The 15899-nt window shown below is 62.7% G+C and carries 12 protein-coding genes; 7 read left to right on the top strand and 5 right to left on the bottom strand.

The window, feature by feature from the left end; translation table 11 throughout:
• Positions 1-62: 62 nt before the first annotated feature.
• Positions 63-1190, bottom strand: coding sequence for an S-(hydroxymethyl)glutathione dehydrogenase/class III alcohol dehydrogenase (locus tag NKI16_RS03760; RefSeq protein ID WP_352922257.1), 1128 nt, complete (start codon positions 1188-1190; stop codon positions 63-65).
• A 213-nt stretch (positions 1191-1403) separates the two neighbouring features.
• Here NKI16_RS03760 and NKI16_RS03765 point away from each other — a divergent pair, with 213 nt between their 5' ends.
• Positions 1404-3416 carry an acetyl-CoA carboxylase biotin carboxylase subunit gene (locus tag NKI16_RS03765; protein ID WP_352622659.1) on the top strand — a complete coding sequence of 671 codons (2013 nt, stop codon included), beginning with the start codon at positions 1404-1406 and terminating at the stop codon, positions 3414-3416.
• A 426-nt stretch (positions 3417-3842) separates the two neighbouring features.
• Here NKI16_RS03765 and NKI16_RS03770 read toward each other — a convergent pair whose 3' ends face one another.
• Positions 3843-4322, bottom strand: coding sequence for an SMI1/KNR4 family protein (locus NKI16_RS03770; protein ID WP_352622657.1), 480 nt, complete (start codon positions 4320-4322; stop codon positions 3843-3845).
• A 192-nt stretch (positions 4323-4514) separates the two neighbouring features.
• Here NKI16_RS03770 and dnaE point away from each other — a divergent pair, with 192 nt between their 5' ends.
• Positions 4515-8042: a DNA polymerase III subunit alpha gene (gene dnaE, locus NKI16_RS03775; protein ID WP_352641077.1), complete on the top strand. Its 3528-nt coding sequence runs from the start codon at positions 4515-4517 to the stop codon at positions 8040-8042.
• 14 nt (positions 8043-8056) lie between these two features.
• On the opposite strand, the gene NKI16_RS03780 is transcribed toward dnaE, so the two are convergent.
• Positions 8057-8938 carry a DMT family transporter gene (locus tag NKI16_RS03780; protein WP_352622653.1) on the bottom strand — a complete coding sequence of 294 codons (882 nt, stop codon included), beginning with the start codon at positions 8936-8938 and terminating at the stop codon, positions 8057-8059.
• A 173-nt stretch (positions 8939-9111) separates the two neighbouring features.
• Here NKI16_RS03780 and NKI16_RS03785 point away from each other — a divergent pair, with 173 nt between their 5' ends.
• The gene (locus NKI16_RS03785; RefSeq protein ID WP_352594501.1) at positions 9112-9618 is read left to right on the top strand and encodes a hypothetical protein; all 507 of its coding nucleotides are present in this window, start codon (positions 9112-9114) and stop codon (positions 9616-9618) included.
• Positions 9619-9623: 5 nt separating this feature from the next.
• Here the strand turns inward: NKI16_RS03785 and NKI16_RS03790 are convergent, their stop codons facing one another.
• The gene (locus NKI16_RS03790) at positions 9624-10952 is read right to left on the bottom strand and encodes a DNA polymerase IV (protein ID WP_352594500.1); all 1329 of its coding nucleotides are present in this window, start codon (positions 10950-10952) and stop codon (positions 9624-9626) included.
• A gap of 68 nt (positions 10953-11020) precedes the next feature.
• Here NKI16_RS03790 and NKI16_RS03795 point away from each other — a divergent pair, with 68 nt between their 5' ends.
• Positions 11021-11596 carry a GNAT family N-acetyltransferase gene (locus NKI16_RS03795; RefSeq protein ID WP_023679991.1) on the top strand — a complete coding sequence of 192 codons (576 nt, stop codon included), beginning with the start codon at positions 11021-11023 and terminating at the stop codon, positions 11594-11596.
• Between the two features lie 303 nt (positions 11597-11899).
• A complete protein-coding gene (locus NKI16_RS03800; protein WP_352646496.1) occupies positions 11900-13240 on the top strand; it encodes a hypothetical protein in 1341 nt (446 codons plus the stop codon).
• A 190-nt stretch (positions 13241-13430) separates the two neighbouring features.
• Here NKI16_RS03800 and NKI16_RS03805 read toward each other — a convergent pair whose 3' ends face one another.
• Positions 13431-13730, bottom strand: a complete 300-nt coding sequence (locus NKI16_RS03805; RefSeq protein WP_352568802.1) for a DUF3572 domain-containing protein — start codon at positions 13728-13730, stop codon at positions 13431-13433.
• 172 nt (positions 13731-13902) lie between these two features.
• Between NKI16_RS03805 and NKI16_RS03810 the strand changes: the two genes are divergently transcribed.
• Positions 13903-14319 carry a response regulator gene (locus NKI16_RS03810; protein WP_348625950.1) on the top strand — a complete coding sequence of 139 codons (417 nt, stop codon included), beginning with the start codon at positions 13903-13905 and terminating at the stop codon, positions 14317-14319.
• Between the two features lie 33 nt (positions 14320-14352).
• The gene (locus tag NKI16_RS03815; RefSeq protein ID WP_352594498.1) at positions 14353-15726 is read left to right on the top strand and encodes a PleD family two-component system response regulator; all 1374 of its coding nucleotides are present in this window, start codon (positions 14353-14355) and stop codon (positions 15724-15726) included.
• The last annotated feature ends 173 nt before the right edge of the window (positions 15727-15899 follow it).

Consider the following 15899-nt stretch of genomic DNA (forward strand, 5'->3'; position numbering starts at 1 on the left):
CCTCCCGTGTTGAACATCTGCATTTTCGGCCGCTGGCTGGTTAGCCGGCGGCTTTCTCCTCCTCAGTAAACCACGACGCTCCTGATCGACTTGCCTTCATGCATCAGGTCAAAGCCCTTGTTGATGTCCTCGAGCTTCAGCGTGTGGGTGATCATCGGATCGATCTCGATCTTGCCGGCCATGTACCAGTCGACGATCTTCGGCACGTCGGTGCGGCCGCGCGCGCCGCCGAAGGCGGTGCCCATCCAGGTGCGGCCGGTGACCAGCTGGAACGGCCGCGTCGAGATCTCCTGGCCGGCGCCGGCAACGCCGATGATGACCGACTTGCCCCAGCCGCGATGCGACGATTCTAGCGCCTGCCGCATGACTTTGGTGTTGCCGGTGCAGTCGAACGTGTAGTCGGCGCCGCCGATCTGGTCGGCGCCGCGCTTGGTCATGTTGACGAGATGAGCCACGACATCGCCGTCGATCTCCTTCGGATTGACGAAATGCGTCATGCCGAATTTCTCGCCCCAGGCTCGTCTGTCGTTGTTCAGGTCGACGCCGATGATCATGTCGGCGCCGGCAAGGCGCAGGCCCTGGATGACGTTGAGGCCGATGCCGCCGAGGCCGAAGACGACCGCCGTCGCGCCTTGCTCGACCTTGGCCGTGTTGATCACAGCACCGATGCCGGTGGTGACGCCGCAGCCGATGTAGCAGATCTTGTCGAACGGGGCGTCGGCATTGACCTTGGCCACCGCGATCTCGGGCAGCACGGTGAAATTGGAGAAGGTCGAGCAGCCCATATAGTGGAACAGCTTGTCCTTGCCGATCGAGAAGCGCGAGGTGCCGTCGGGCATCAAGCCCTGTCCCTGCGTGGCGCGGATGGCGGTGCACAGATTGGTCTTGCGCGACAGGCAGGACGGGCACTGCCGGCATTCCGGCGTATAGAGCGGGATGACATGGTCGCCCTTCTTGACCGAGGAGACGCCCTTGCCGACGTCGACGACGATGCCGGCGCCCTCATGGCCGAGGATCGCCGGAAACAGGCCTTCCGGGTCGGCGCCCGACAGCGTGAACTCGTCGGTGTGGCAGATGCCGGTTGCCTTGATCTCGACCAGCACCTCGCCATCACGGGGACCTTCGAGGTCGACCTCCATGATCTCCAGCGGCTTTCCGGCGGCGACGGCGACAGCGGCGCGCGTTTTCATCAGGCAATCCTCCCAAGGCAGTCTGCAATCCAGGTTAGATTTAACTTACCATTCAGCTCTGCGCTATGCACGAAGCGACGTTCTGACCCCGGATTTTCGTCAGCGCCCGCCGATTTGCATGCGGGATAGGCTCCGACTTTGCCTTGACCGGCCCCCTGAAGCCCATAAAACGGGAAGCCCGTAAAAGAAGGGCAGCCGAGGGACGAGGCCTGCATGTTCACAAAGATCCTGGTCGCCAACCGTGGCGAGATCGCCTGCCGCGTGATCAAGACGGCGCGCAAGATGGGCATCGCCACCGTTGCGGTCTATTCCGACGCCGACCGCGACGCCGTGCATGTCGAAATGGCCGACGAGGCGGTGCATATCGGGCCTTCGCCGGCTGCGCAAAGTTATCTGGTCGCGGAAAAGATCATCGCCGCCTGCAAGGCGACAGGAGTAGAGGCCGTGCATCCCGGCTACGGTTTCCTGTCCGAGCAGGCATCCTTCTGCGAAGCGCTGGAGCAGGAAGGCATCGTCTTCATCGGCCCGAAGCCCAAGGCCATCAAGGCGATGGGCGACAAGATCGAATCGAAGAAGTTCGCCAACGCGGCCAAGGTGTCGACGGTGCCCGGCTGGCTCGGCGTCGTCGAAAGCGCCGCCCATGCCGAAAGAATAGCCGGCGAAATCGGCTATCCCGTGATGATCAAGGCTTCGGCCGGCGGCGGCGGCAAGGGCATGCGCATCGCCTGGAGCAAGGCAGAGGTGCGCGACGGCTTCGACCGGGCGCGGTCTGAGGCCAAAAGCTCGTTCGGCGATGACCGCGTCTTCATCGAAAAATTCATCGTCGATCCGCGCCATATCGAAATCCAGGTGCTCGCCGACGCGCATGGCAACACGCTCTATCTCGGCGAGCGCGAATGCTCGATCCAGCGCCGCAATCAGAAGGTCGTGGAGGAGGCGCCGTCCCCGTTCCTCGACGCCAAGACCCGCAAAGCCATGGGCGAGCAGTCGGTGGCGCTGGCCAAGGCCGTCGACTACCAGAGCGCCGGCACGGTCGAGTTCATCGTCGACAGCGACAAGAACTTCTATTTCCTGGAAATGAACACGCGGCTGCAGGTCGAGCATCCGGTGACGGAACTCGTCACCGGCATCGACCTGGTCGAGCAGATGATCCGCGTGGCGGCCGGCGAAAAGCTCGCCATCAAGCAGAGCGATGTCAAGCTGAACGGCTGGGCGGTGGAAAGCCGCCTCTATGCCGAAGATCCGTATCGCAACTTTCTGCCGTCGATCGGCAGGCTGACGAAATACCGGCCGCCGGAAGAGGGAAAATTCGGCGAAATCGTTATCCGCAACGATACCGGCGTTACCGAAGGCTCGGAAATCTCGATGTTCTACGACCCGATGGTCGCCAAGCTGTGCACCTGGGCGCCGACACGGCTGGCGGCGATAGACGCGATGTCGGAAGCGCTGGACAGTTTCGTCGTCGACGGCATCGAGCACAACATACCGTTCCTGGCGGCGCTGATGCAGCATCGGCGCTGGCGGGAAGGTCTGATATCGACCGGCTTCATCGCCGAAGAATACCCCGATGGCTTCGCGCCCATCGTGCCGAACAGCGAAGAAAAAGCGGTGCTGGCCGCGATTGCCACCGCGGTGGAACTGCTGCGCCGCGACCGGCTCGACCGGCTGGGCGGGCGGCTGGCGCCGCATTCGGGTGCCTTGAAACGCGATTGGGTGGTGAAGATCGGCCGGGACTATCTTTCGGTCGCCATCGTCGAAGGCATGATTTCCATTCCGATCGAGCTTGACCTGTCGATCGACGGCGGCGAGCCACTGACGGTGACCTCCGACTGGCGGCCGGGCGATCTCATCTGGCGCGGCACGGTCGGCGGCCGCAAGGTCGCGGCGCAAGTCAGGCCGGTGCTGAACGGGTTCCGCATCGCCTGGAAAGGCATGTCGGTGACAGCCCGCGCCATGCTGCCGCGCACCGCCGAGCTCGAACGGCTGATGCCGGAAAAAGTGGCGCCGGACACCTCCAAGATGCTGCTTTGCCCGATGCCCGGCCTCGTCGTCTCGATCGCCGTTGCCGAGGGGCAGGAGGTCAAGGCCGGCGAGACGCTGGCCGTGGTCGAGGCGATGAAGATGGAAAACGTGCTGCGCGCCGAGCGCGATCTCATCGTCTCGAAGCTCAACGCCAGGCCAGGCGACAGCCTTGCCGTCGATGCGGTGATCATGGAATTCGCGTGAGGCCGAAACCCCCGCCCTCGACGCCCGTCAGAAGTTGGCGGGACAGCGCCCCCCTCTGTCCTGCCGGACATCTCCCCCTCCAGGGGGGAGATTGGCAGCCTCGGCGCCTCGCTCGCTCCTGCAACGTTGGAAATTGGCGAAAGCCGAGATGATGGCCAATCTCCCCCCTCGTGGGGGAGATGTCCGGCAGGACAGAGGGGGGCGCGAAGGAACGCGACCTTGCAATTGGTTGGGCACGCTCGCTTGAGGAGGAACAAGGCGAGGCCGTGAGGAATTCGCACTTTTTCCCCGTCGCGCCGTATTTTGTTCTTGCTTTGTGCCGGCAGCTATGCTACTAATTTGGGTATGGTGCTAATTGGCTCCAACCCGCCCGCCAAGGCGGGTTTTTGTTTTCGGGCTTCGACTGACGTGGTGGTTGCTGCGGACTTAGCTCGGCTCCTCGTGCCACGGCTCAACCTCGCAAAAGGCGTCAATCCAGGCATGAAAACTTGGCGCAACCTCATCGACGGTTCCAAAGTCGTGATCGAAGAACCAAATTGCCCGCATGTCGGCGCTGTCGCCGCCAAGCTGGTTTGCATTGAAGCAGAACTTGTTTCCTAACGAATCGCTCGCGATAGCTACAAGCCGGTCAGGCATCCCGATTTCACGCCAGCCAAGCGTTTCCTCGACTATCTCCTTCGGAGAATAGAAGTTAGCAAGATCATGCAGATCCAGTTTACGCTCGACGATCGCGTTTAAAAGCGCGATCGTGGGCCGAGGCAACCCGACGTCAAGTACTGCCTTTCGATAGTCTTCGGGAAAGTGGACGCCTAGCTGCTGCTCAGCAGCACCCAAATCCTCCTCGGAGACTGAGTAAGGGGGATATGCAGGGGTGGTCCACTTCTCAACGAATCGCGAAAGTGACATGCGCGCTACCTTACAACACGGAATAGGCTAAGCAGCTTGGGAACGCATGGCAACGCCAGCTTTCCCCAAGCCATCTCGGTGGACTCCGGTTTATCGGTTCTCGGCCTGATCACTACCGCTGGACTCGTGTTACCCGGTGCCGGACAATACATCTTCATCGACTGAGTCCTTGTGAGGCGGCGCGAAAAAACCATGGCGGATGAAAGACTTCCACGCGATCCCTTGCTGCGCGAGGCCTATGCAAAGGCGTCGCGGGCGGAGGCGGCGGCGCGTCGGTTCATTCATCTGCGCGTGCATTCGGCCTATTCGCTGCTCGAAGGTGCCTTGCAGCTCGGCAAGATCGTCGGCCATGCGGTGCAGGACGAATGCCCGGCAATCGCCGTCACCGACACCAACAATCTGTTCGGCGCGCTGGAATTCGCCCAGAAGGCGGTAAAGGACGGCATCCAGCCGATCATCGGCTGCCAGATCGACCTCGCCTTTTCCGGCGAGGCGAGCGACAGCCAGCGCGACCGCAGGCGGCAAGGACCGGAGATGCGGCCGGTCGTCCTGATCGCCGCAACCGAGGCCGGCTACGGCAATCTGGTCAGGCTGGTCAGCCGCGTCTACCTCGAGACACCGCCCGGCGAAGCGGTGCATCTGACGAGCGAGATGCTGCAGGGCCATTCCGACGGTCTGATCTGCCTTACGGGCGGGCCGCGCGGTCCGATCGGCACTGCCTTGAAACAGGATCGCCGCGAACTCGCCGAGACCCGGCTCTCGGCGCTCAAGGGCCTGTTCGACGACCGGCTCTATGTCGAGCTTGAGCGCGTGTCCGGCTACGACCGCGCCATCGAGCAGTCGTCGGTCGATCTCGCCTACCGCCACGATCTGCCGCTGGTTGCCACCAACGAGGCGTTTTTCTTCTCTCGTGAAGACTATGAGGCGCATGACGCCCTGATCGCCATCGCCGAAGGTTCCGTGGTTGCGGCCGACAATCGCCGCCGCCTTTCGCCCGACCACTTCCTGAGAAGCCAGGCCGATATGGCGAGGCTGTTCGCCGACCTGCCGGAGGCGATCGACAACACGGTCGAGATCGCGCTGCGCTGCTCGTATTACCCGAAGACCCGCAATCCGATCCTGCCGCGCTTTGCCGGCGGCGATGTCGCCGACGCCGATGCTGCGGTGAAGGCGGAGGCGCAGGAGCTTGCCAGGCAGGCGCATGAAGGGCTGGAGGCGCGGCTGGCGGCGCACGGGCCGACGCCCGGCTATACCGTCGAGCAATATCGCGAAAGGCTGGATTTCGAGCTCGGCGTCATCGAGAAGATGAAATATCCGGGCTATTTCCTGATCGTTGCCGACTTCATCAAATGGGCCAAGGCACAAGGGATTCCGGTCGGCCCGGGCCGCGGTTCGGGCGCCGGCTCGCTGGTCGCCTATGCCACGACCATCACCGACATCGATCCACTGCGTTTTTCGCTGCTGTTCGAGCGCTTCCTCAATCCCGACCGCGTGTCGATGCCCGACTTCGACATCGACTTCTGCCAGGACCGGCGCGAGGAAGTCATCCGCTACGTCCAACAGAAATACGGGCGCGACCAGGTTGGCCAGATCATCACCTTCGGCACGCTGCAGGCGCGCGCGGTGCTGCGCGACGTCGGCCGCGTGCTGCAGATGCCTTACGGGCAGGTCGACAAGCTGAGCAAGATGGTGCCGTCGAACCCGGCCAATCCGGTCAAGCTCGCCGACGCCATCGCCAACGAGCCGCGCTTTGCCGAAGAGGCGGAGCGTGAGCCGATCGTGCAGACGCTGCTCGATACGGCGCAGAAACTGGAAGGTCTTTATCGGCACGCCTCGACGCACGCCGCCGGTATCGTCATCGGCGACCGGCCGCTGTCGGAGCTGGTGCCGATGTACCGCGATCCGCGCTCGGACATGCCGGTCACCCAGTTCAACATGAAATATGTCGAGCAGGCCGGGCTGGTGAAATTCGACTTCCTTGGCCTGAAGACGCTGACGGTGCTGGACAGGGCCGTCAAGCTGATCCGCCGCCGCGGCATCGAGATCGATCTTGCCCACATTCCGCTCGACGACCCCGAAACCTACGCCATGCTGTCGCGCGGCGAGGTGGTCGGCGTGTTCCAGGTGGAAAGTGCCGGCATGCGCAAGGCGCTGATCGGCATGCGGCCCGACTGTATCGAGGACATTATCGCGCTGGTCGCGCTCTACCGGCCGGGGCCGATGGAGAACATACCGACCTACAACGCCAGAAAGCACGGCGAGGAGGAGATGGCGTCGATCCACCCGAAGATCGACCATCTCGTCAAGGAGACGCAAGGCGTCATCGTCTACCAGGAACAGGTGATGCAGATCGCGCAGGAGCTCTCCGGCTATTCGCTGGGCGAAGCCGATCTGCTGCGCCGCGCCATGGGCAAGAAGATCCGCGCCGAGATGGACAAGCAGCGCGAGCGCTTTGTTTCGGGCGCGGTCGAGCGCGGCGTCGGCAAGCCGCAAGCCGACTTCATCTTCGACCTGCTGGCAAAGTTTGCCGACTACGGTTTCAACAAATCGCATGCCGCCGCCTATGCCGTCGTCTCCTACCAGACCGCCTATCTGAAGGCGCATTACCCCGTCGAATTCCTGGCGGCATCGATGACGCTCGACATGGGCAATACGGACAAGCTCGCCGATTTCCGCCAGGATGCGCTGCGCCTCGGCATCGAGGTGGTGGCGCCGTCGGTCATGACGTCGTTCCGGGATTTCGAGGTCGGCGAGAACCGCATCTTCTATTCGCTGGCCGCGCTCAAGGGCGTCGGCGACGCGGCGGTCGAGCACATCGTCGCCACGCGCGGCGAAAAACCCTTCAAGAGCCTCGCCGATTTCTGTGAAAGGGTCGATCCGAAGATCGTCGGCAAGCGCGTCTTCGAAAGCCTGATCATGGCCGGCGCGCTCGACTGCTTCGGTCATGACCGCGCCGCGATGATGGCCGGCGTCGAGCGGATGATGGGGCTGGCGTCGCTGGCGCAGCAGAATGCCGTCACCGGCCAGCATGACATCTTTGGCGCCTCGCTCGGCGCACAGTCGCAGGCGCTCAACTTGCCGGCGACCGATCCCTGGCTCGCCGCCGACCGCCTGCACCGTGAATTCCAGGTGGTCGGGTTCTATCTCTCGGCGCATCCGCTCGACGAATACAAGGCGGCGCTGCAGAAAATGCGGGTGCAGACCTGGGGCGAGTTTTCGGCCGCCGTCAAACGCGGTGCTGCCGCCGGCCGGCTCGCCGGCACGGTGACCACCAAGCAGGAGCGCAAGACGCGCACCGGCAACAAGATGGGCGTCGTGCAGTTCTCCGACACGTCCGGCCAGTATGAAGCGGTGCTGTTTTCCGAGGGGCTGGCGCAATACCGCGACTTGCTCGAACCCGGCCGCTCGGTGGTGATCACCGTTTCGGCCGAGGACAGGCCTGAAGGCGTCAATCTGCGCATCCAGACCGTGCAGTCGTTGGAGGAAGAGGCAAGCCGTATCCAGAAAGCGTTGCGCATCTTCGTCAGAAATGACGCACCGGCATCGACACTCCAATCGCAGCTTGGCCAGCGTGGCGACAGTCAGGTGAGCATCATCGTCATCAAGGAAGGCGGCGAGGGCGAGGTCGAGATCGAGTTGCCAAACCGCTACCGCGTATCGCCGCAGATCGCGTCGGCGATGCGGGCGGTGCCGGGCGTGGTCGAGGTGGAACTGGTCTAAGAGTTAGCGCACGCTTATGAAGCGGCGATCTCCGCCGGTTGCGGTGCTCTCCGCTGCAGGTTGAGCAGATTTCCCATGAGGATCAGCAGGGCGCCACCGGCGGTGAAGGCGTCGATCTGCTCGTGATAGAGCAGCCATCCGATCACCGCCGACAGCGGCACGCGCAAAAAGTCCATTGGCGAGATGACCGTCGCATCGGCATAGACAAGTGCGCGGGCCATGCAGAAATGCGACGACATGCCGGTGAAGGCGATGAGCAGGATCCACGGCCAGAGCTCAAGCGGCGGGTTTTGCCATTCGTAAAGCGCCGGGACGAGCCCAAGCAGCGACTGGATGATCAGCATCCAGAAGATGATGCGCACGACGCTGTCCGTCCGCGTCAGCGACTTGACGAGAACCACCGAGACGCCGAAGCAGACCGCGGCTCCCAGCACGATAACATGCCCCGGATTGACCGCGCCGACGCCCGGACGCACGATGATCACCACGCCGATCAGCCCGAGCACGATCGCCGCCAGCCGTGGCCGGGAGAGCCTTTCGCCGAGGAAAGCGACGGCCAGCAGCGCGGTCCAGATCGGCGTCGTGAATTCGATCGAGATCAGCACCGCAAGCGGGATCAGCGTCAGGGCGTAGAGCCAGGCAGCCTGGCCGGTATAGTGGACGACGTTGCGGGCGATATGAGCCAGCGGGCGTCCGGTGCGCATCGCCGCAAAACCGCCTGACATCATGACCAGCGGCAACAGGATGAAAAAGCCGATCACCGAGCGCAGCTCGAGCACCTGGAAGACGTTTAGTTCGGCCGTCGTGGCGCGGCCAGCCACCGACATCGCCAGGAACGAGGCGATCGACAGCGCCATCCAGAACGCGGCCTTGGGGATCGAGGGTGCGGGTGCCATGCGGCTATGTCGCAAGCCGGAGCGCTCATCGCAACCGCTAGCCGACGCATTCGGCTGGGCCAGCCGTGCAGCGCTTCACGCAGTGATGTTGAAGCCGGAACTCGCGACTGAGGGAAGCGTTGGTCTGTCACTGCTTGCGTTCTGTGTTTTGGATACCAACGAGGAGCGGTCCGATGAAATCATTCGCACGATTTGTACTTGCCGGCTGCCTGACGGCCGGGGCCGGCGCAGCGCATGCCGACGATCCGGATTTTCTTCGCTCATTCCAGGGGAATTTCGCCGGCAAAGGCATCGTCAAGGTGACCACCGATGCGCCGACGGTGAATGTCTCCTGTCATTTCAATTCCGACGCAACGTCGAGCTCGCTATCGCTCGACGGCAGCTGCCGCGGTCTTATCGTGGTAACGCGCGCCATCAGCGCCGATCTCAAATCGAGCGGGACGAAATACACCGGCACCTATGTCGGATCGCGCACCGGGCCGGCGCAATTGAGCGGCAGCCGCTCCGGCAACGCAATCAATCTCGGCATCCGTTGGGCCAAGGAGGTCAATGGCGATCGCAGGGCGCAAATGACTGTTGAGAAAACCGGCGAGGACGGCATGCGGCTGACCGTTATCGATACCGATCCGAAAACTGGAAAAAGGGTGGTGACCAGCAGGATCGATCTGCGGCGCACCTGACGGGCTCACTCCTCGACCGGTTCGGGCGGATGGGCATCGCGGCCCTTGCCGAAGGTATAGCCGGTTTCCACCGCCCTGCGGCCGAACTTGCCGCGCAGCGTGTCGATGGCGCCTTCGGCCATGGCGCGCTTGCGTGACTGGACGTCGACCAGGTCGGGCGGGTCCGCCCGGTCATCGTCGGAGAGATCGCTGACGCCAATGCCGAGCAGCCGGTATTTCGTGCCATCCGCTTCCTTGCGCAGCAGCTCGAGCCCGGTCTGAAAGATGCGGTCGGCCAGCCGGGTCGGATCGCCGAGCTGGCGATTGCGCGTGCGGATCTTGAAATCCTGGGTCTTCAGCTTGAGGACGACGGTGCGTCCGGCAATGCCGGATTTCTTCAGCCGGGCCGAGACTTTTTCCGACAGCGCCCTCAGCACCGAAACCAGTTCGTCGACGGAGGCGATGTCGGTATCGAAAGTGGTTTCTGCCGACACACTTTTCGCGTCCTGGTCGGGAACGACGCGACGGTCGTCCTCGCCGCGCGAAAGCCGGTAGAGCCGGTCGCCCATGACGCCGTAGCGGCGCATCAGATCGCCACGTTCCATGCGCTGCAACTGGCCGATGGTGCGGATGCCGTCGCGCTCGAGCGTGGCGGCAAAGGCCTTGCCGACCCCCCAGATCAGCGTCACCGGCTGCTCGGCCAGGAAGCCGATAGCCTCGGCCTCGCCGATCACCGAAAAGCCGCGCGGCTTGCGGAAGTCCGACGCCACCTTGGCCAGGAACTTGCAGTAGGAAAGGCCGGCCGAAACGGTGATGCCGATCTCCTTTTCCACGCCGAGTGCGAAGCGCGCCAGCACCACCGCAGGCGGCAGGCCATGCAGGCGCTCGGTGCCGGCGAGGTCGAGAAAGGCCTCGTCGATCGAGAGCGGCTCGACCAGCGGCGTCAGCGCCTGCATCATGGCGCGCACCTCGCGGCCGACGCGCACGTATTTTTCCATGTCCGGCGGCAGGACCACCGCTTCCGGGCAGGCTTCGAGCGCCTTGAACATCGGCATTGCCGAGCGCACGCCGTGGATGCGGGCAATGTAGCATGCGGTGGAGACGACGCCGCGCTTGCCGCCGCCGATGATCAATGGCCGGTCCTTCAACGCCGGGTTGTCGCGCTTTTCGACCGCCGCGTAGAACGCGTCGCAATCGATATGGGCAAGGCGCAGCCGGTAGAGCTCCGGATGGCGGGCGAGCCGTGGACTGCCGCAGCGCTCGCAACGGCCTGCCTCGCTGCGCTGAAAACTCAGGCAGTCGCGGCAAAAACCGTGTTCGGGATTGTTGACAGGGGCCGCCATCGCTGCGAACATAAAGAGAACAAATGCAATGGTACGTCAGGACGGACGCCACGACAAGGCGGTGGGCCGGGAGAGAGCTCATGAATACGACCATAGCGCCGCTAGTGCCCGAGCTTTGGGCGGATTTCGAAGATCTTTTCGGTAGGCAAGGCGCCTGCTACGGCTGCTGGTGCACACATTTCCGGCTGTCGCCCGCAGCGCGCCGCGCGAGCAACCGGGAGCGCAACAAGGACCACATCAAGGCGCGGATCGAGGCCGGGCCGCCGCCCGGCCTGTTGGCCTTCGAGGGTGGCCAGGCGGTCGGCTGGATGCAGATCGGCCCGCGTGCCGACGTGCCCGAATGGAATAACCAGGGCAGGGGGTCGGCGCCGATCGACCCCGCCGACGCCAGCGATCCGGGCGTCTGGGCGATCTCCTGCTTCTTCATCCGCACCAAAGCACGCGGCAAGGGCCTGTCGCACCGCCTGGTCCAAGGCGGCATCGAGTTCGCCCGCCAGAACGGAGCGCGGCTGATCGAAGCCTGCCCGATCGATCTATCGAAGGATTCGCGCTCGATCGGGCTGTTCGTCGGCTCGTCGCGGGTCTTCGAAAAGGCCGGGTTCCAGCGGTTGGTCGAACGTAAGCCAGGCCGACCGCTGATGCGGCTGGTGCTGTAACAGCTCCGCAACACATAGGCCTTCTCTTGCGGCTGCGATGGTATTTGCCTACCAGTGATAGAACGGCTTGAGGGCCGCGATTAAGTGAGGATCGAGATGAAGCGCGTTTTGCCACTTGTTTTACTTCTTGCCTGCAGCGCACCGGCCTTCGGCCAAGCGGTCGACAGGCAAGGCGCGAAGCAGCTTTCCGACGATCTGGCGCACTACATCGGCAAGAAGCTGTTCGATATCGGGTTCGTGAAAATTTCAGTCGACGGCGATGCCTACAAGCTCGCTTTCGACTTCAAGCCAGTCACGGATTTGATGGCAAAGCAGCAAGCCTTCAAGTTCGACGTCACGCCTTACTTCATCTTGGTCAAGCCACGCCAAGATGGACACTGGGACGTTTCGGCGGACGTGTCCCCGAAGGGGTCTATCGATTTCGTTGGCCCTGAGGGGGCGCAGCACATCGACTTCTCCGTGTCGGACAACAAGTTCACCGGAGTTTATGACCCCGACCTGGCCGCTTTCGCGAGCGCAACCGGTTCGATGGCTGGCATGACGATGACCACCCGAGAGCCCAAGCAGCAGGCGGATGTCACGGTCGGTGCTGGCACTGCCGTAATAGTTTCGACCAAATCCGCAAATGGCGGCATCGATTTCACGGTGATGGAAAAAATAACGAACTTCGCCGAAACGATCAAAGTCAACGATCCCAAAAGTGGGTTGAGTTTTCCGGCTGCTGTAAAAGCGCCTGAACTTTCCGTGGATGCGTCCGGCAAGGGTTTGCGGACAAAGCCGCTGCTCGACCTGCTTGCTTTCATCGTGGCGACTGATGATGCAGCCAAATTCAAGGCGGATGAGGCGGAGTTCAAATCGCTTCTGACGGCAGCACTGCCATTGTGGGAGCGGATCGACGGCACCTACGGCTTCAAGGACTTTGTGGTGGAGAGCCCGGTAGGCAAGTTCGGTGCGACGCAACTGAATACCGCCGTCGGCATGGACGGCATCGCCAAGGACGGCAAGATCAACTACGCGTTCAAGGTTTCCGGCCTGACAATACCACAGCAGGTGCTGCCCAGCTGGAGCGTTGCGTTGCTGCCGACGGATATCGACCTCAACTTCGGCGGCACCAACATCGATCTGGACAGCATGGCGAAGAAAACCATCGAAACCCTTGATTTCAGCAAGGATCCACCGCTGCCGGCAGATTTCGGCAACCAGATCTTCGCCGATTTCCTGGCCAAGACGCCAAAGGCCATTCTCGGACACAGCACGATCAAGAACGGCAACATCGAGATTGCGATGGAAGGTGAAATGACGTTCCCCGGCAAGAAGCCCGAGGCGAGCATGACCATCGATGTCGCGGGCTATGACAAGATTGTGGAGGCTCTGCAGACGGCGGCCAAGACCGAGCCGGAAGCGGCGCAGTATTTCCCCTTCGCACTCGCCGTCAAAGGATTTGGCAAGGCGCTGCCGGATGGTCGACTGGAATGGGTCGTCAACGCTAAGGCAGACGGTTCGGTCACGGTCAACGGCGCCATGCTGAAGCCGGCCGATGCCGTTCAGGACAACCCCGTCATGGACCCAAGCGAGGCTACCGTTCCGGATCATGGCTCGGGCGAGAATGACAATGGCGGGGCAGGGGCGAAGTTGAAACCCTAAGCGCCGAGCTTGGAGCGGTTCATCGTTTCCCGGAAACGCCGAACCGCTCCATGTCTTTGTTTTTGCACAATCCGGACGGAAAACCGTTTCACACTTTTCCTGGAATTGCTCTAGAAGCGGCTGGCGTTAACGCCCGAGTGCGCTCACGATTTTCGCCGCCGCGATCTGCCCGCAGTCTCGGGATCGCCGCTTATATCGAATGCTCATGATTGTCGTCGCCGAGCGGCAGCGCCCGCAATGCCTTGCCGACTGCGGCGGGCGGCGTTCCGGTCTCCTCGGAAAAACGCATCAACGTCGGCTCGTGGGCAAGGATGAACTGCAGCACGCCGGCCAGGAATCCCGGCTCGCCCGCCGCCCGGCGGATGGAATGGGCTTCGATGCCGGTGATCGCCAGGAAGCGGGGCAGAAGTTCCGAATCGGCGGCGACGAAGCCCAACGCCTTTACGGCAACCGTTTCCGCTTCCTCGCGCATTGACGCTGCGTTTGCCATCGCTACCTTCCTTCATGGGCGGAATCGTTCTGTTTTCGCAGTAGTGGCAAGTGTCGCCGGCAGCAAGCTCGCCGACCTGGAATCCGAACGCTTTTAGGGCGACCGGTTTCCGTTTCGTCAATCATATTGCCGTATAGTGGGAACAGGTTTGGTGCGTGCCGACAAGGGGCGCATGACGGCACCCTTCGAGTGGAAGGCCAGCCGGGACGGGAAATCGATGCCAAAGAAGGTTATGATCGTCGAAGACAACGAGCTCAACATGAAGCTCTTTCGCGACCTCATCGAAGCGAGCGGCTACGAGACGGTGCGCACACGCAACGGCCTGGAAGCGCTGGATCTGGCGCGGCAGCACAGGCCGGACCTCATCCTGATGGACATCCAGCTGCCGGAAGTGTCGGGCCTCGAGGTCACCAAATGGCTGAAGGAGGACGATGATCTCCACGTCATCCCGGTCATCGCCGTCACCGCCTTCGCGATGAAGGGGGACGAGGAGCGCATTCGCCAGGGCGGCTGCGAGGCATATATCTCCAAGCCGATCTCGGTGCCGCGTTTCATCGAAACCATCAAATCCTACCTGGGCGATGCCTGATGTATCTTTCCAGCCGAGCCGGAGCTTTGTGAAATGACCGCGCGGATCCTCGTCGTCGACGACATCCCAGCCAATGTCAGGCTGCTGGAGGTTCGGCTGCTCGCCGAATATTTCGAGGTCCTGACCGCCACCAACGGGCCGGACGCGATCGAGATCTGCGAGAACGGCAAGGTCGACGTCGTGCTGCTCGACGTGATGATGCCCGACATGGACGGGTTCGAGGTCTGCCGGCGGCTGAAGGGCGACCCGGCGACATCGCACATCCCTGTCGTGATGATCACCGCGCTCGACCAGGTTTCGGACCGGGTGCGCGGCCTCGAGGCCGGCGCCGACGATTTTTTGACCAAGCCGGTTAACGATCTGCAGTTGATGACGCGCGTCAAGAGCCTGGTCAGGCTGAAATCGCTGACCGACGAGCTGCGGCTGCGCGCCTCGACGACACGCAATATCGGCATCGAGGAGCTTTTGAGCCGCAACTTCGCTACCGACGATGCGGTGCCGAAGGTGCTGCTGGTCGACGAGCGCAAATCCTCGTTCGAGCGCATCCAGAAGATGCTGCGCGGCAGTGCCGATCTCGACGTCGCCAACGATCCGCATGCCGGCTTCTTCCAGGCCGCCGAGCAGCCGTATGAATGCGTGATGATCTCGACGGCCTTCGCCGATTTCGACCCGCTGAGGCTCTGCTCGCAATTGCGCTCGCTCGATCGCACCCGTTTCCTGCCGATCATCCTTCTGGCGGACGAGGGCGAGGAGGGGCGTATCATCCGCGGCCTCGAACTCGGCATCAACGATTATCTGATGCGGCCGATCGACCAGCAGGAGCTGACCGCGCGGCTGCGTACGCAGGTGCGCCGCAAGCGCTACAACGACCAGCTTCGCGCCAGCGTCACCCAGACCATCGAGATGGCGGTGACCGATGCCCTGACCGGCCTGCACAACCGCCGCTATCTCGACAGCCATTTGCAGACGCTGTTCGACCGCGCCGTAGCACGGCGCCGGCCGCTGTCGGTGATGATCACCGATCTGGACCGCTTCAAGAGCATCAACGACGCGCATGGCCATGACGGCGGCGACGACGTGCTGCGCGAATTCGCGCGGCGGCTGCGCAAGAATGTGCGCGGCATCGATCTAGCCTGCCGCTTCGGCGGTGAGGAGTTCGTCGTGGTGATGCCGGACACCGACGGCGCGGTAGCCGAAAAGGTCGCCGAGCGCATTCGCGCCGAAATCGCCCAGCTGCCGTTTGCCATCGGCACCGAAGGCAAGGCCGTCGAAGTCACCGTCAGCGTCGGCGTGTCGTCGGTGCTGAAGGGGGTAGACACGGTCTCCGCGCTGATGAAACGCGCCGACCTCGCGCTCTACGAAGCCAAGAGCGGCGGCCGCAATCGCGTCGTCGCCAAGGCGGCTTAGCACCGAACACCAATTGCCCGGTCAACGCGACAAGGTTACGAATTTACCTTAATCCAAGCGATTTGCGAGGCTTGGTTAAGAAACGGTTGATTTCCATAAGTTGTTGCGCAAATGTGCAGCCCTTAGACGTAACCGGCACGAGGCTAGATCGCCGGTTCGACCCGAAGAATACC

It is taken from the genome of Mesorhizobium sp. M0698, from assembly GCF_040320455.1.
Lineage (GTDB): Bacteria > Pseudomonadota > Alphaproteobacteria > Rhizobiales > Rhizobiaceae > Mesorhizobium.

Excerpts from the sequence above, each read along its gene's own strand:
- NKI16_RS03805 (WP_352568802.1), bottom strand. The coding sequence starts at position 13,730 with ATGGCAAACGCAGCGTCAATGCGCGAGGAAGCGGAAACGGTTGCCGTA.
- NKI16_RS03780 (WP_352622653.1), bottom strand. The coding sequence starts at position 8,938 with ATGGCACCCGCACCCTCGATCCCCAAGGCCGCGTTCTGGATGGCGCTG.
- NKI16_RS03760 (WP_352922257.1), bottom strand. The coding sequence starts at position 1,190 with ATGAAAACGCGCGCCGCTGTCGCCGTCGCCGCCGGAAAGCCGCTGGAG.
- dnaE (WP_352641077.1), top strand. The coding sequence starts at position 4,515 with ATGGCGGATGAAAGACTTCCACGCGATCCCTTGCTGCGCGAGGCCTAT.
- NKI16_RS03765 (WP_352622659.1), top strand. The coding sequence starts at position 1,404 with ATGTTCACAAAGATCCTGGTCGCCAACCGTGGCGAGATCGCCTGCCGC.
- NKI16_RS03770 (WP_352622657.1), bottom strand. The coding sequence starts at position 4,322 with ATGTCACTTTCGCGATTCGTTGAGAAGTGGACCACCCCTGCATATCCC.
- NKI16_RS03795 (WP_023679991.1), top strand. The coding sequence starts at position 11,021 with ATGAATACGACCATAGCGCCGCTAGTGCCCGAGCTTTGGGCGGATTTC.
- NKI16_RS03785 (WP_352594501.1), top strand. The coding sequence starts at position 9,112 with ATGAAATCATTCGCACGATTTGTACTTGCCGGCTGCCTGACGGCCGGG.
- NKI16_RS03800 (WP_352646496.1), top strand. The coding sequence starts at position 11,900 with ATGGCAAAGCAGCAAGCCTTCAAGTTCGACGTCACGCCTTACTTCATC.
- NKI16_RS03790 (WP_352594500.1), bottom strand. The coding sequence starts at position 10,952 with ATGTTCGCAGCGATGGCGGCCCCTGTCAACAATCCCGAACACGGTTTT.
- NKI16_RS03810 (WP_348625950.1), top strand. The coding sequence starts at position 13,903 with ATGACGGCACCCTTCGAGTGGAAGGCCAGCCGGGACGGGAAATCGATG.
- NKI16_RS03815 (WP_352594498.1), top strand. The coding sequence starts at position 14,353 with ATGACCGCGCGGATCCTCGTCGTCGACGACATCCCAGCCAATGTCAGG.